8 protein-coding genes are annotated in these 14407 nt (G+C 72.3%); 3 read left to right on the top strand and 5 right to left on the bottom strand.

Annotated features, from left to right (window positions below):
- The first annotated feature begins 257 nt into the window (after positions 1–257).
- The 3 genes from OHA37_RS27910 to pulA all read left to right on the top strand — a co-directional run bounded on the left by OHA37_RS27910 (position 258) and on the right by pulA (position 8929).
- Positions 258–1046 carry an aminotransferase class IV gene (locus tag OHA37_RS27910; protein WP_266909319.1) on the top strand — a complete coding sequence of 263 codons (789 nt, stop codon included), beginning with the start codon at positions 258–260 and terminating at the stop codon, positions 1044–1046.
- 807 nt (positions 1047–1853) lie between these two features.
- Positions 1854–3494, top strand: a complete 1641-nt coding sequence (locus tag OHA37_RS27915; protein WP_266913137.1) for a carbohydrate-binding module family 20 domain-containing protein — start codon at positions 1854–1856, stop codon at positions 3492–3494.
- Between the two features lie 41 nt (positions 3495–3535).
- Positions 3536–8929: a pullulanase-type alpha-1,6-glucosidase gene (gene pulA, locus OHA37_RS27920; protein WP_443046224.1), complete on the top strand. Its 5394-nt coding sequence runs from the start codon at positions 3536–3538 to the stop codon at positions 8927–8929.
- A gap of 45 nt (positions 8930–8974) precedes the next feature.
- Here pulA and OHA37_RS27925 read toward each other — a convergent pair whose 3' ends face one another.
- The 5 genes from OHA37_RS27925 to OHA37_RS27945 form a co-directional block, all read right to left on the bottom strand.
- On the bottom strand, positions 8975–9520 hold the full coding sequence (locus OHA37_RS27925; protein WP_266909320.1) for a GNAT family N-acetyltransferase: 546 nt from the start codon (positions 9518–9520) through the stop codon (positions 8975–8977).
- 39 nt (positions 9521–9559) lie between these two features.
- Positions 9560–10288 (bottom strand): TetR/AcrR family transcriptional regulator, encoded by a 729-nt coding sequence (locus tag OHA37_RS27930; protein WP_266909321.1) that lies wholly within the window; start codon positions 10286–10288, stop codon positions 9560–9562.
- A gap of 35 nt (positions 10289–10323) precedes the next feature.
- Positions 10324–11373 carry a PDR/VanB family oxidoreductase gene (locus tag OHA37_RS27935; protein ID WP_266909322.1) on the bottom strand — a complete coding sequence of 350 codons (1050 nt, stop codon included), beginning with the start codon at positions 11371–11373 and terminating at the stop codon, positions 10324–10326.
- Entirely contained in the window at positions 11370–12293 is a 924-nt protein-coding gene (locus OHA37_RS27940; protein ID WP_266909323.1) for a metal-dependent hydrolase, read from the bottom strand. Before OHA37_RS27940 ends, OHA37_RS27935 begins: the two co-directional genes overlap by 4 nt.
- Before the next feature lie 149 nt (positions 12294–12442).
- Positions 12443–14368 (bottom strand): hypothetical protein, encoded by a 1926-nt coding sequence (locus OHA37_RS27945; RefSeq protein ID WP_266909324.1) that lies wholly within the window; start codon positions 14366–14368, stop codon positions 12443–12445.
- Between the last annotated feature and the right edge of the window lie 39 nt (positions 14369–14407).

Below are 14407 nucleotides of genomic sequence, written 5' to 3' on the forward strand. Positions count from 1 at the left end.
ATCCGGCAGGACCGTGAGCTCAGCCGGTACGGAGGCGCGGGGCGATCGGAGCATCCAGGGCCGGGCGTCTGGACACCCTTCCCGTGACCGTCGACCGCCACCCCGAGCGCAAGGACGCTCACAAGCCCCTCAGGGCCGGTGGGCGCGACAGATCGCTACGTACTCTCGCTCGGCTTAGCGACTAACGACCGTCTGTGGCTGATCTGGAGAAGGTTCGAGGTCCGGGCGGACGAGGTGGTTGTGACAGCATTGCGCGAGTGCTGAGCATAGAGATCAACGGTCTGCCCGCAGAGGTTGAGGACGTGCACCGGGTCGCGACGTGGAACTACGGGCACTTCACGTCGATGCAGGTCCGCGAGGGGGCGGTGCCGGGGCTGGAGCTCCACCTCCGACGGCTGGCCGGTGCCTCTCTGGAGCTCTTCGGCGAGGCGGCCGAGCAGGACGACGTCCGGATCCGCGCACTCATCCGGCACGGGCTCGGCGACCGGTCTGATGCGTCGGTGCGGGTGAGTGTCGTTCCCGCCGTCGGCTCAGCGGGTCGTACGGACGTCATGGTGTCGGTCTCGGACGCCGTGGCCGACAGCCCACGGCCGGCACTGCGCGTTCGCACGGCGACGTATGAGCGCGACCTGCCGCACCTCAAGCACGTGGCGACGATGGGGCTCACCTACGGGAGGCTCCAGGCCCGCGAGGCGGGTTTCGACGATGTCCTGTTCGTCGGCCGGGACGGGTTCGTCCGCGAGGGCTCGGTGTGGAACGCGTCGTTCTGGGACGGGGAGCAGGTGCTGTGGCCCGAGGCCCCCGTGCTGCCCGGCATCACCATGCAGCTGCTCCAGGCCGGCCTGACCCGTATCGGTGCCATGTGGTCGACCCGTCGGCTGACAGTCGACGACTTTCCGGCACTTCGAGCCGCCGCAGCGAACAACTCTCATTGCCCCAGCCAGCCTCTGGCCTCCATCGACCAATTCGTCTTCTCCGACGAGGGTTCGGTCCTGACCGATGTCCTCAACAGGGCCTGGGCCTCGGTCCCCTGGGACGTCATCTGACAGCCGTATCGTCGTCCCCACGTCGTCAGACCGACCACCACAGCCAAGTACCCATGCCCCCGTCTAGATCAGCCACAGACGGTCGTTAGTCGCTAAGCTGAGTGGGACTGTGTAGCGATCTGTCGCGCCCACCGCCCCTGAGGTCCTTCTCGTCCACCTTGCGCTCTGGGTGGCGGTCGACGGTCACGGGAAGGGTGCCCAGACGCCCGGCCCTGGATGCCCGCATCGCCCCGCGCGTCCGTACCGGCTGAGGTCACGGTCCTGCCGGATCGGTGTCCAGATGCCCTCCGGCCGGAGGGGGCTGCGCATCTCAGACGAGGCCGCCCCTCCCCTCTCCTCCCCCCGGCCATTCCCCGGGGGGATCCCGGAAGTCTTGTGTTTTTCCGTGGTGGGACGGTCCGTCAAGGGTGGCCGAAGGCCATCGCGAAGCGACGCGACCGCAGGGAGCGCCCTTGACGGACCGTCCCACCACGGAAGGACGCTCGACTGCCGGGACGCCGCCCGGCACCCACGCAGCCAAGGACCGGCCCGCAGCCCAACCCACCCCCCACCCCCCGACCCCACCCGGAAACAATTCTGCAATCTCTTGCGCAAGGTCTTGCAGCGCCCCCGTCCGGCACCTACGGTCGCTGCAATCCCCAACTCGGCCGTGACCGGTCCCCACCCGGTCCTGCGCCTCTCCGCCAGGAGGAACACCCCATGCCCACCCGTGCCCGCGCCGCCAGAGCCGCCGCCGCGCTGCTCTCCGTATCCGCCGTCACCGCCGTGACCGCCCTCGCCCTCGTCGGGGGGTCCGCTCCCCAGGCCATGGCCGCCGCCCCGGGTGAGAAGGACGTCACCGCCGTCATGTTCGAGTGGCGGTTCGACTCCGTGGGGAAGGCCTGCTCGCAGAGCCTCGGGCCCGCCGGGTACGGCTACGTCCAGGTGTCGCCCCCTCAGGAGCACATCCAGGGGGCCCAGTGGTGGACCTCGTACCAGCCCGTCAGTTACAAGATCGCCGGACGGCTCGGCGACCGGACCGCCTTCAAGGCCATGGTCGACGCCTGTCACGCCGCCGGTGTGAAGGTCGTCGCCGACTCCGTCATCAACCACATGGCGGCCGGCGACGGCACCGGAACGGGCGGGAGTTCGTACACGAAGTACAACTACCCGGGCATCTACTCCGGCGCCGACATGGACGACTGCCGGTCCTCGATATCGAACTACCAGGACCGCGGGAACGTCCAGAACTGCGAGCTCGTCCAGCTCGCCGACCTGGACACCGGCGAGGACTACGTGCGCGGGCGGATCGCCGGCTACCTCAACGACCTGCTCTCCCTCGGTGTCGACGGCTTCCGCATCGACGCCGCCAAGCACATGCCCGCCGCCGACCTGGCCAACATCAAGTCGCGGATGACGAACCCGAACGCCTACTGGAAGCAGGAGGCGATCCACGGCGCCGGCGAGGCCGTCTCGCCCTCCGAGTACCTCGGCAGCGGAGACGTGCAGGAGTTCCGCTACGCGCGGGACCTCAAGCGGGTCTTCCAGAACGAGAACCTCGCCAACCTGAAGAACTTCGGGGAGGCCTGGGGGTACATGTCCTCCGGGCAGTCCGCCGTCTTCGTCGACAACCACGACACCGAGCGCGGCGGTGACACCCTCAGCTACAAGAACGGGTCCGCCTACACGCTCGCCAACGTCTTCATGCTCGCCTGGCCCTACGGCTCCCCGGACGTGCACTCCGGCTACGAGTGGACCGACCGCGACGCCGGCCCGCCCAACGGCGGCACCGTGAACGCCTGTTACACCGACGGGTGGAAGTGCCAGCACGCCTGGCAGGAGATCTCCTCCATGGTCGGCTTCCGCAACTCCGCGCGCGGCCAGGCCGTCACGGACTGGTGGGACAACGGCGGCGACCAGGTCGCCTTCGGGCGCGGTGCCAAGGCCTACGTGGCGATCAACCACGAGGGCTCGGCGCTGACCCGGACCTTCCAGACCTCCCTCGCGGGCGGCGACTACTGCGACGTGCAGAGCGGCCGCACCGTGACCGTGGACTCCTCCGGGCGGTTCACCGCCACCCTCGGGGCCGGGACGGCCGTCGCCCTGCACGTGGGTGCCCGCAGCTGCGGCAGCGGCACGCCGAGCCCGACGCCGACCCCCACCACGACCCCCGCCACCGCCGGTGCCTCCTTCGCCGTCAACGCCACCACCGTCATCGGCCAGAACATCTACGTCACCGGTGACCGCGCCGAGCTCGGCAGCTGGAACACCGGCGCCGCGCTCAAGCTCGACCCGGCCGCCTATCCCGTCTGGAAGCTCGACGTCACGCTCCCGCCCGGCACCGTCTTCGCCTACAAGTACGTCCGCAAGGACGCCGCCGGGAACGTCACCTGGGAGAGCGGAGCCAACCGCTCCGCCACGGTCCCCGCCAACGGCAAGGTCACGCTGACCGACACCTGGCGCAACTGACCCTCCCGCCCCACCCCGTCCCGCACCCGAGGAGATCCGCCTTGATACGCCCCGCCCTCGCAGGCGCCGCGCGAGTGCTCGCAGCCGCCCTGGCCGTGACGCTCCTGCCCGCCCTTCCCGCCGCCGCGGCGGCCGCCGCCAAGGCGCCACCGGCCCCGCCCTCGGACGCCAAACTGGCGGCCGAGTCCGCACGGCACGACCTGACCCGGGAGCAGTTCTACTTCGTGCTCCCGGACCGGTTCGCGAACGGCGACCCGCGCAACGACCGGGGCGGTCTGACCGGCTCCCGGCTGGAGACCGGCCTGGACCCGACGGACAAGGGCTTCTACCAGGGCGGGGACCTCAAGGGGATCACCGACCGGCTGGACTACATCAAGGGGCTCGGCACCACGGCCATCTGGATGGCGCCGATCTTCAAGAACCAGCCGGTGCAGGGGACGGGCAAGGACGTCTCCGCCGGCTACCACGGGTACTGGATCACCGACTTCACCCAGGTCGACCCGCACTTCGGGACCAACGCCGATCTGGAGCGGCTGATCGACAAGGCGCACAGGAAGGGGATGAAGGTCTTCTTCGACGTCATCACCAACCACACCGCCGACGTCGTCGACTACCGGGAGGCGTCCTACGGATACCTGTCCAAGGGCGCCTTCCCGTACCTGACCAAGGACGGCGTGCCGTTCGAGGACTCCACTGGGTTCGATTCAGGAGCGGCCTCCGGGGGCCAGGGGAAGTTCCCGAAGACCGACACGGACTCCTTCCCCCGCACCCCCTTCGTCCCCGCGGCGAAGAAGAACCTGAAGGTCCCGGCCTGGCTCAACGACCCGACGATGTACCACAACCGGGGCGACTCCACCTTCGCCGGGGAATCCTCCGACCAGGGTGACTTCTTCGGCCTCGACGACCTGTGGACCGAGCGTCCCGAGGTCGTGGAGGGGATGGAGGAGATCTACGAGAAGTGGGTCGAGGAGTTCGACGTCGACGGCTTCCGGATCGACACCGTCAAGCACGTCGACACCGGCTTCTGGACCCAGTGGGCCACCGCCCTCGACGCGTACGCCGCCCGGCAGGGCCGCAAGGACTTCTTCATGTTCGGCGAGGTCTACTCCGCCGACACCGCGATCACCTCCCCGTACGTCACCCGGGGCCGCCTGGACGCCACCCTCGACTTCCCGCTCCAGGAGGCGATCCGTTCGTACGCCGCCCAGGGCGCGGAGGCCGGCCGGCTGGCCTCGGTCTTCGGCGACGACTACCGGTACACCACCGACAAGGCGAACGCCTACGAGCAGGTCACCTTCCTCGGCAACCACGACATGGGCCGCTTCGGGACCTTCCTGAAGCAGGACCGGCCGGGGGCGGGGGAGCAGGAGCTGCTGGACCGCTACCGGCTGGCCAACGAGCTGATGTTCCTCTCCCGCGGCAACCCGGTGATCTACTCCGGCGACGAGCAGGGCTTCACCGGCGCGGGCGGGGACAAGGACGCCCGCCAGCCGCTCTTCGCCTCCAAGGCGGCCGACTACCTGGACGACGACCAGCTCGGAACAGCGCGCACACACGCGAGCGATGCTTACGATCCGGAGCACCCGCTCTACAAGCAGATCAGTGCTCTCGCAAAGCTGACGAAGGACCACCCGGCCCTCCGGGACGGCGTCCAGAGCGAACGTTTCTCCAACGGGTCGGCCTACGCCTTCGCCCGCACCGACACCCGCACGCGCACCGAATACCTGGTCGCCGTCAACAACGCCGCCGAGTCCCGCACCATCGAACTCGACGCCCCGGCCGGCACCCAGTACCGCACCCTCTACGGCGGCACGGCCCTCCTGCGCGCCTCGGCCGCCGGCAAGCTCACCGTCCCCGTCCCGGCCCTCGGCTCCGTCGTCCTCCAGGCGATCGCCCCGGCCGCCAAGCCCACCACCCAGCCCACCCTCACCCTCAAGGCCCCGGCCCCCGGAGCCACCGGCACCGTCGAGCTCTCGGCCGAGGTCGCCGGCGACCCCCTGAGCCGGGTCGTCTTCGCCGCCCAGACCGGCACCGGCAAGTGGCAGGTCCTCGGCTCCGCCGACCACGCCCCGTACAAGGTCACCCAGTTCATCGACCCGGCCACCGCCGCCGGCACCCCGCTGCGCTACAAGGCCGTGGTCGTCGACTCCGCCGGCCGCACCGCGAGCGCCCTCGCCGCGTCGGCCACCGGGCAGACCCCGCCCGCCGAGGTCCCCACCGCCACCCAGCGCGACTACGCGGTCGTCCACTACAACCGCCCCGACGGCGACTACACCGACTGGCGCCTCTATGCCTGGGGCGACCTCGCCGAGGGCGAAGCCACTCCCTGGCCCGCCGGCCACGACTTCACCGGCCGCGACGCCTACGGAGCCTTCGCCTACGTCAAGCTCAAGCCCGGTGCGAGCAGCGTCAGTTACCTCGTCATCGACAAGAACGGCACCAAGGACGTCGCCACCGACCGCACCATCGACGTGACGAAGACCGGCGAGATCTGGCTGGAACAGGGCAAGGAGCCCGTCCGCACCGAACGGCCCGCCTACCCGCCGCAGGACCAGTCGAAGGCCGTCCTGCACTACCAGCGCCCCGACGGCGCCTACGAGGGCTGGGGCCTGCACGTCTGGACCGGAGCGGCCGCGCCCACCGACTGGTCCAAGCCGATCCTCCCCACCCGCACCGACTCCTACGGCGCCGTCTACGAGGTCCCCCTCGCCGCCGGAGCCACCAGCCTCAGCTACATCCTCCACAACGGCGACGCCAAGGACCTCCCCTCCGACCAGTCGCTCGACCTGAAGAGCAACGGGCACGAGGTGTGGATGCTCGGCGGCAAGGAGAAGTACCTCCTCCCGCAGCCCGCCGGCAGCGCCGCCGCCCTGGACCTCGCCAAGGCCCAGGCCGTCTGGATCGACCGCGACACCGTCGCCTGGAACGCCCCGCCCGCCGCCGCCTCGCTCCAGCTCCTCGCCTCCCGCGAAGGAGCCGTCAAGGCCGAGAACGGCACCCTGACCGGCCGGGCCCAGTGGCTGCGCCTGGCCAAGACCGAGCTGACCGCCGCCCAGAAGCAGAAGTACCCGCACCTGGCCGCGTACGCCGCCTACACGGTCGACCCGCGCGACCGGGACCGCGTCCGCGAAGCCCTGCGCGGCCAGCTCGTGGCCAGTGCCCGCGCCGCCAACGGCGCCGTCCTCGCCGCCACCGGGGTCCAGCTCGCCGGGGTCCTCGACGACCTCTACGCGACCGGTGCGGAGAAGGCCGCCCTGGGCCCCGTCTTCAAGGACGGCCGCCCCACCCTCTCCGTGTGGGCCCCGACCGCCCAGCAGGTGAGCCTCGAACTCGACGGCCGCACCGTCCCGATGCGCCGCGACGACGCCACCGGCGTCTGGTCGGTGCGCGGCGACCGCGACTGGACCGGCAAGCGCTACCGCTACGCCGTCACCGTCTGGGCCCCGAGCACCGGCCAGGTGGTCCGCAACCTGGTCACCGACCCGTACTCCACCGCCCTGACCACGGACTCCGCGTACAGCCTGGCCGTGGACCTCGCCGATCCGAAGCTGGCCCCGGCCGGCTGGCGCGAGCTGAAGAAGCCCGCGCCCGTCCCCTTCACCTCCGCGCAGATCCAGGAGCTGCACATCCGCGACTTCTCGGTCGCCGACACCACCAGCACCCACCCCGGCCAGTACCTGGCCTTCACGGACACCGCCTCGGCGGGCATGCGCCACCTGCGCGAGCTGGCCGCCGCCGGCACCTCGTACGTCCACCTCCTGCCCGCCTTCGACATCGGCACCATCCCCGAGAAGCCCGGGGACCGCACCGAGCCCGCCTGCGACCTGAAGGTCTACGCCCCCGACTCCGAGGAGCAGCAGGCCTGCGTGGCCTTCGCGGCCGCGAAGGACGCGTACAACTGGGGCTACGACCCGCTGCACTACACGGTCCCCGAGGGCTCGTACGCCAGCGACCCGAACGGCACGGCCCGCACGGTGGAGTTCCGCCGCATGGTCCAGTCCCTGAACGGCGCGGGCCTGCGCACGGTCATGGACGTGGTCTACAACCACACGGTGGCCGCAGGGCAGTCCGACAAGTCGGTGCTCGACCGCATCGTCCCCGGCTACTACCAGCGGCTGCTGGCCGACGGCTCCGTCGCCAACTCCACCTGCTGCGCCAACACCGCCCCCGAGAACGCCATGATGGGCCGCCTCGTCGTGGACTCGGTGGTCACCTGGGCCAAGCAGTACAAGGTCGACGGCTTCCGCTTCGACCTCATGGGCCACCACCCCAAGGCCAACATCCTGGCCGTGCGCGCCGCCCTCGACGCGCTGACGCTCCAGAAGGACGGGGTCGACGGGAAGAAGATCGTCCTCTACGGCGAAGGCTGGAACTTCGGCGAGGTCGCCGACGACGCCCGCTTCGTGCAGGCCACGCAGCAGAACATGGCCGGCACCGGCATCGCCACCTTCTCCGACCGGGCCCGCGACGCGGTCCGCGGCGGCGGCCCCTTCGACGAGGACCCGCGCGTCCAGGGCTTCGCCTCCGGCCTGTTCACCGCCCCCAACGCCTCCCCGGCGAACGGCACCGCGGAGCAGCAGCGCGTCCGGCTCCTGCACGACCAGGACCTGATCAAGGTCGGGCTGACCGGCAACCTCGCCGCGTACGCCTTCACGGACTCCACCGGCCGAGCGGTCAAGGGCTCCGAAGTGGACTACAACGGAGCCCCGGCCGGGTACGCGGCGGCTCCCGGCGACGCGCTCGCGTACGTCGACGCCCACGACAACGAGACGCTCTTCGACGCCCTGGCGTTCAAGCTCCCCGAGGGCACCTCCACGGCCGACCGGTCCCGCGCCCAGGTCCTGGCCATGTCCGTGGCGGCCCTCTCCCAGGGCCCGGCCCTCTCCCAGGCGGGCACGGACCTGCTCCGCTCCAAGTCCCTGGACCGCAACTCCTACGACAGCGGGGACTGGTTCAACGCCATCCACTGGGACTGCAAGGACGGCAACGGCTTCGGCCGCGGCCTGCCCCCGGCGGCCGACAACCGCGCGAAGTGGCCCTACGCGAAGCCCCTGCTGGCAGCGCCCGCACCCGGCTGCGCGGAGATCGGCGGCGCCTCGTCCGCGTACCGGGACCTGCTGAAGATCCGTACGACGGAACCGGCCTTCGCCCTCACCACCACCGCGGCGGTCCAGGCGAAGCTGGCCTTCCCCCTGTCGGGACCCGAGGAGACCCCGGGCGTGATCACGATGACCCTGGGCGACCTGGTGGTGGTCTTCAACGCCGCCCCCACCGCCCTGACCCAGCGTGTTCCGGCCCTCGCGGGCACGGCCTACGCCCTGCACCCGGTCCAGGCCTCGGGTACCGATCCGGTGGTCCGCCAGGCGGCCTACGACCCGGCGAAGGGAGAGTTCGCCGTCCCGGCCCGCACGGCTGCGGTCTTCAAGCGGGGCTGAGTCCGGCGGAGTGAGCCGGCCGGGTGAGCCCGGCCGGCAGGCGGCTCAGGCCGAGTTGACCAGAGTGAGCTGGTCCAGCCGCTTCTCCAGCAGGATCACCCCGTACACCCGCCCGTCCTTGCCCTCCTTGTGGGGGAACTCCCCGACCACCCGGTAGCCCGCGGACTGGTAGTACGCGACCAGCCGGGGGTTGGTGGAGACGCAGTCCAGCCGCGCCCGTTCGCGGCCGGCCCTGGCGATGCGCCGCTCGAAGTGTTCGAGCAGCCGCCGGCCGGCCCCGGCGGGCGCGGCTTCGCGTTCGACCATGAGCCGGTGCACGTAGCCGGCCACGGGCGGCTGGATGCCCCAGGCGTCCTCGTCGGACCACCACAGCTCGTACGCCCCGACGGCGTGCCCGTTGCCGTCCGAGGCGAGCCACACCTCGCCCTCGCGCATGACCGCCCGGAAGTGCGCCGGGTCCTTCTCGCCGGGCTTCCACTGCTCGATCCCGTGCGCGGCCATCCAGCGGGCGGCCTGGTCGTACAGCGCCACCAGCGTGCCGGCGTCCTTCTCCTCGGCCTGCCGGAGCACGATCCCGTCGTCAATGATCACGCGGGCATTATTGCGCGTTATTCGATCAAGGACGATCCATCAACGCGGACCGGGCACCGAGGGGCCGGATCCCGTGGGAACCAGGGCCACCAGCCGCCCCACCAGCTCCCCGAACGGCCCGTCGGCCGGCTCGTCCACGAGGATCCGTACGAGGATTCCCGCCATCTCCGCGTCGTAGGCGGCGCTCACCGCGGCCAGCGCCGCGAAGTCGTGCACCAGCTGCAACTCCAGCTCGGCGCGCGGGATCCGCCGGCCGTCCAGCCAGATCAGCGCCGTCGACTCGGCCAGCGACACCCACGAGCGCACCACGAGTTCCAGCCGCGCGGGCGGGGCCTGCCGGTCGAGGCCCAGGTGCGAGAGGATCTGCTCGTACGCCGCCTGCCGCACCTCGTCGATCATCGCGTTGGCCCGGCTGCTGCCGACCGCCGGACCGCCCCGCATCAGGGCCGAGAAGCCGGGCCCGTGGTCGTCGACGAAGGCGAAGAACCGCCCCATGACCCGGAGCAACCGGGCTCCGAGCGGCCCCTCCCGGGGCTCCACGAACCGCAGCGCGAGCTCGTCGGCGGCCCGCCGCAGCGCAGCCTCGTAGAGGCTCAGCTTGCCGGGAAAGTAGTGGTAGACGAGCGGCCGCGATATCCCCGCGGCCGCCGCGATCTCGTCGATGGACACGTCGTCGGGCGACCGGTGGCTGAACAGCTCCAGCGCCACCCCGATCAGCTGCTGCCGCCGCTCCTCGACACCCATCCTGCGCCGCACCCCGGTTGTCATGCGGACACCCTACTGCGCAGCCCCTCGGCGGCCCCCTACAGGTCCAGGACCAGGCGCTCCGAGGCCGCGCGGGAGACGCACAGCAGCATGGAGTCCTCGCGTTCGCCGTCGGTGAGGAGGGTGTCGCGGTGGTCGATGTCCCCGGCCAGGACCCGGTGTTGGCAGGTGCCGCAGAAGCCCTGCTCGCAGGAGTACGGGGTACCGGGCAGCTCCCGGCGGACGGCGGTCAGGACGGATTCCGTCGCCGCCACCTCCACGACCCGCCCCGAGCGGTGCAGTTCCACCGTGAAGGCCTTCGCGTCCCCGCCCGCGGCCGCCGGGGAGAAGCGCTCCAGGTGGACCGGGGTGCCCGCCGGGGCGGCCGCCTCGACCGCCGCCATCAGGGGGGCCGGGCCGCAGCAGTAGACCAGGGTCCGCGGGCCCAGGGCGCCGAGCACGCTCAGGTCGGGGAGGCCCGCCTCGTCCTCGGGGACGACCGTGACCCGGTCCCCGTACCGGGCGAGTTCGGCAAGGAAGGGCATCGAGGCCCGCGAGCGGCCCCCGTAGAGCAGGGTCCAGTCCGCGCCGGCCGCCGTCGCCGCCCGGAGCATCGGCAGGACCGGGGTGATGCCGATCCCGCCCGCGACGAAGGCGTAGGACGGGGCCGGGACGAGCGGGAAGCGGTTGCGGGGCGGGCGGACCGGGAGCTCCGCGCCCTCCACCAGCTGGGCGTGCGCCTCGCGCGAGCCGCCGCGGCCGTCCTCGACGAGCCGGACCGCGATCGTGTAGCGGCCCAGGTCGGAGGGGTCTCCGCACAGGGAGTACTGGCGGACCAGCCCCGAGGGGAGCTGCACGTCCAGGTGCGCGCCCGGGGCCCACTCCGGGAGGTCCGCCGATTCCAGGGTCAGGGACAGCACCCCGTCCGCGGGCTCCGTACGGGAGACGATCAGTGCCGGGATCCACCGCCGCGGCGAGTACCCCGAGACCGGGGTCTCCAGCGCGGGCAGCGGCCAGAGGGGCGATCCGGAGTCGATGCGCCGGCCGATCGCCCGCTTCGCCAGCCATGCGGCGCCCGCGAGCGCGGTCACCGTGAGGGCGCGCCTCATCCGCGGGCACCGCCGTTCGGGCCGTGGGAACCGCCGTTGGCGCCGGGCGAGGAGGCCAGGTAGGCGACGGCCTGCGCCGTGGAGCCCTCCTGCGAGGGGTGGTACGTACGCGAGAGGTAGGTCGGTATCGACTTCAGCATCGCGCCCGTGGACGGCAGGGTCCCCTTGCGGCCCGAGCGGTAGAACTGGCCCACCGAGGCCTTGGACCCGGGCGGGAGTCCGGGGTCGTGTTCCATGAAGTAGCGCGATCCGCGCTGCCACAGGAAGACCAGCGCGGTGAAGGCCGTGGCCCAGGTGCGCGCCCGGCGGCGGTAGTTGCCGTCCAGGTGCATGAACAGGTCGAAGGCCACCGACCGGTGCTCGACCTCCTCCGCGCCGTGCCAGCGCAGCAGGTCCAGCATCATCGGGTCCGCGCCGCGCCGGTCCAGCTCGTCCGCGTTGAGCACCCAGTTGCCCAGGAAGGCCGTGTAGTGCTCGATCGCGGCGATCATCGCCACGCGCTCCATCAGCCACCACTTGCGGGGCTTGCCGGGCGGCAGGGTCCGGTCGCCGAGCATCTTCTCGAAGAGCCAGTCGATCTGCGCCGTGTAGGGCGTCGGGTCCAGACCCAGCCGCTTGAGGTGGGGGAGCACGTCGTCGTGCGCGCTCGCGTGCATGGCCTCCTGGCCGATGAACCCGACGACGTCCTCGCGCAGTCGCTCGTCCGTGATGTACGGGAGCACCTGCTTGTAGACGTGCACGAACCAGCGCTCGCCCGCAGGGAGCAGCAGGTGCAGCACGTTGATGGTGTGGTTGGCGAAGGGGTCGCCGGGCAGCCAGTGGAGCGGGGTGTCCTCCCAGGAGAAGGACACGTTGCGGGGCTTGAGATCCATGGGTGGAGACGCCACGGGGGCGGGCGACGCGGGCGGCGTATTAGACATGGCGTCAATGTACTGATGGGTAGAGGGGAGGGAAACCCCTCTACCGCCACTTCCTGCCGGCACCGGGCCGGGCTGGGAGCCGGGCCGGTGCCGGGCCCGTGCACGGGCCCGGTGCGGGGATGGGCGCGGGGATCGGCACGGGGCCGGGACTACCTCAACACCCCTGCCTTCGAGCCGTCCGTGAGCTTCCCCGTCAGCTCCACCTGCGCCCCGGCCGGAGCCTTCACCGCCAGCCGGTTGCCCACCGCGACCCCGCTCACCTGTCCGCCGCCCACGGTCAGCGAAGCGAACTGCGCACTGCCCGCCGCCAGTACGTACCACTGCCCGGCCTTCGACTTCCAGAGCACCCCGGCCAGCACCCGCGGCTCCCGCGGCCCGCACGCCGGCGAGCCCTCGGCCTTCGCCGCCTGCGCCGCCAGCGGCGCGCCCGGGGCCAGGAACTGCGCCTGCACCCGGTCCGCCGTGCCCTGCCAGGTCTCCGCACGGGTGCACAGCCAGGTCGCCGTGCCGTCGCCCTCCGGCAAGGGCTGCTTCGCGTACGTCCACGCGTTGACCGTGCGCACCCCGTGCGAGCGCACCGAGGGCAGCAGGCACGCGATCCGCGACCAGTCGCCGAGCTCCGCGCCCTCCGTCACGTTCCGCTCGGCGCCCGGCGCCCCCGAGGTCAGCCGGGCCGGGGTCAGCTCGCCCAGGTCGGTGATCAGCCGGGTCGAGCCGTCGCCGGTCACGGCCAGGGCGTTCCAGCTCGTACAGGTGCCGTCCGGGGCGGGGCTCGGCACCGGCGGAGTGACCCCCTGCGGCGTCAGCTCCAGTCGGGTCGGGGCGTCCGCCGGCTTCAGCAGGTCCCGCCGGGTCACGCCCTTCACCCACGGCGCCGCCAGATAGCGGACGTTGCCGTCGACCCGGCTGAGCACCAGGGCCGCCGCCGTGTCCGCCGAGGCGCCGTCGGTCCGGGCGAAGTCGAGGGCGGCGATATCGGTGCCGGAGAGCGGTTCGGCGTACCGCGCCACGCGCAGGCCGTCGTAGAGGAGCACCACGACGGCCTGGTCCACGGTCCCGGCGAACAGCAGCTGCGGGGGCCCCATCGGCGGCCCGGACGGGGTGCCCGGGGTGGCCGAGACCACGACCGAGCGGCCCGGCCGGGCCCAGACGGCCAGCGCCCGCCGCAGCAGCGCGGCATCGTCGACGCGGTCGCCGCGCGCGGGCCAGCCGGAGTAGTCGGTGCGGGAGGAGGTGCCCCAGACCGTGGGGGCGACCCGGACCAGCTGCCCGGGGTCCAGGGCCTGCTCCGCCGCCGCGTTCCTGGCGTAGAGCGGTGCGGCGGCCCCGTCGGACCCCCACCCGCCGCCGGGCAGCGCGAGCAGGACCCCGCACACGGCGAGGGCGACCCCGGCGGCGATCCCGGCCCGCACGAGCCGGCGGCGGCGCAGCAGGTCGGTGGGCCGGGCCTGGAGCACGCAGGGGTCGAACTCGGGGGAGGCGAACAGCTCGTCGGTCGACGGATCCCCCGACTCCGCGACGGCGGCGGCCGGATTGGCCACGCCCGCCTCGGTCAGCACCCGCAGCACCTCGGGCTCGGGCAGCCGCTCCAGCGCCCGCAGTACGCACGCGGCGCGGCCCGGCCCGTCGAGGGTGGCCAGCCACTGGTCGAGCGCCAGCTCCTCGGCCCCGCCCGAGCGCGGGAACAGCCGCAGCCCCCACACCTGGGGCAGCAGCGGAGGCAGTTGGGCCCGCCGGGGCAGCGCGCGGAACGTGACCGGGATCCCGGCTTCGAGGGCGGAGCGCAGCACGCGCAGCCGCACGTACGCGTACCCGGACTCGGGCCCCGCCCCACCCCGCTGCCCCGGAACCCCGCCCTGCACCGCCGCCTGCGCGGCCGCCCCGTCCCGCCGCCCGCGCGGCAGGGCGCGCTGGGCCAGCGAGTGGGCGGTGAGCACCCGCCGGTTGCGGCCGAGGGCGGGCGGCAGCACCAGATAGGCCAGCCGCACCAGCCGCGGATAGTGCTCGACGATGGCGGCCTCGGCCTGCTCGACATCGGGCGGGAGGGGGCGGGTGGCGGTATCCGGCGCAGTCACGTTCAGCAGAACGAGCGAATGGTCGGATGGTCACCGGGT

It is taken from the genome of Streptomyces sp. NBC_00335 (assembly GCF_036127095.1).
GTDB lineage: Bacteria > Actinomycetota > Actinomycetes > Streptomycetales > Streptomycetaceae > Streptomyces.

Coding starts and splice junctions, on each gene's coding strand:
- OHA37_RS27915 (WP_266913137.1), top strand. CDS start 1,854: ATGGCCGCCGCCCCGGGTGAGAAGGACGTCACCGCCGTCATGTTCGAG.
- OHA37_RS27930 (WP_266909321.1), bottom strand. CDS start 10,288: ATGACAACCGGGGTGCGGCGCAGGATGGGTGTCGAGGAGCGGCGGCAG.
- OHA37_RS27935 (WP_266909322.1), bottom strand. CDS start 11,373: ATGAGGCGCGCCCTCACGGTGACCGCGCTCGCGGGCGCCGCATGGCTG.
- OHA37_RS27940 (WP_266909323.1), bottom strand. CDS start 12,293: ATGTCTAATACGCCGCCCGCGTCGCCCGCCCCCGTGGCGTCTCCACCC.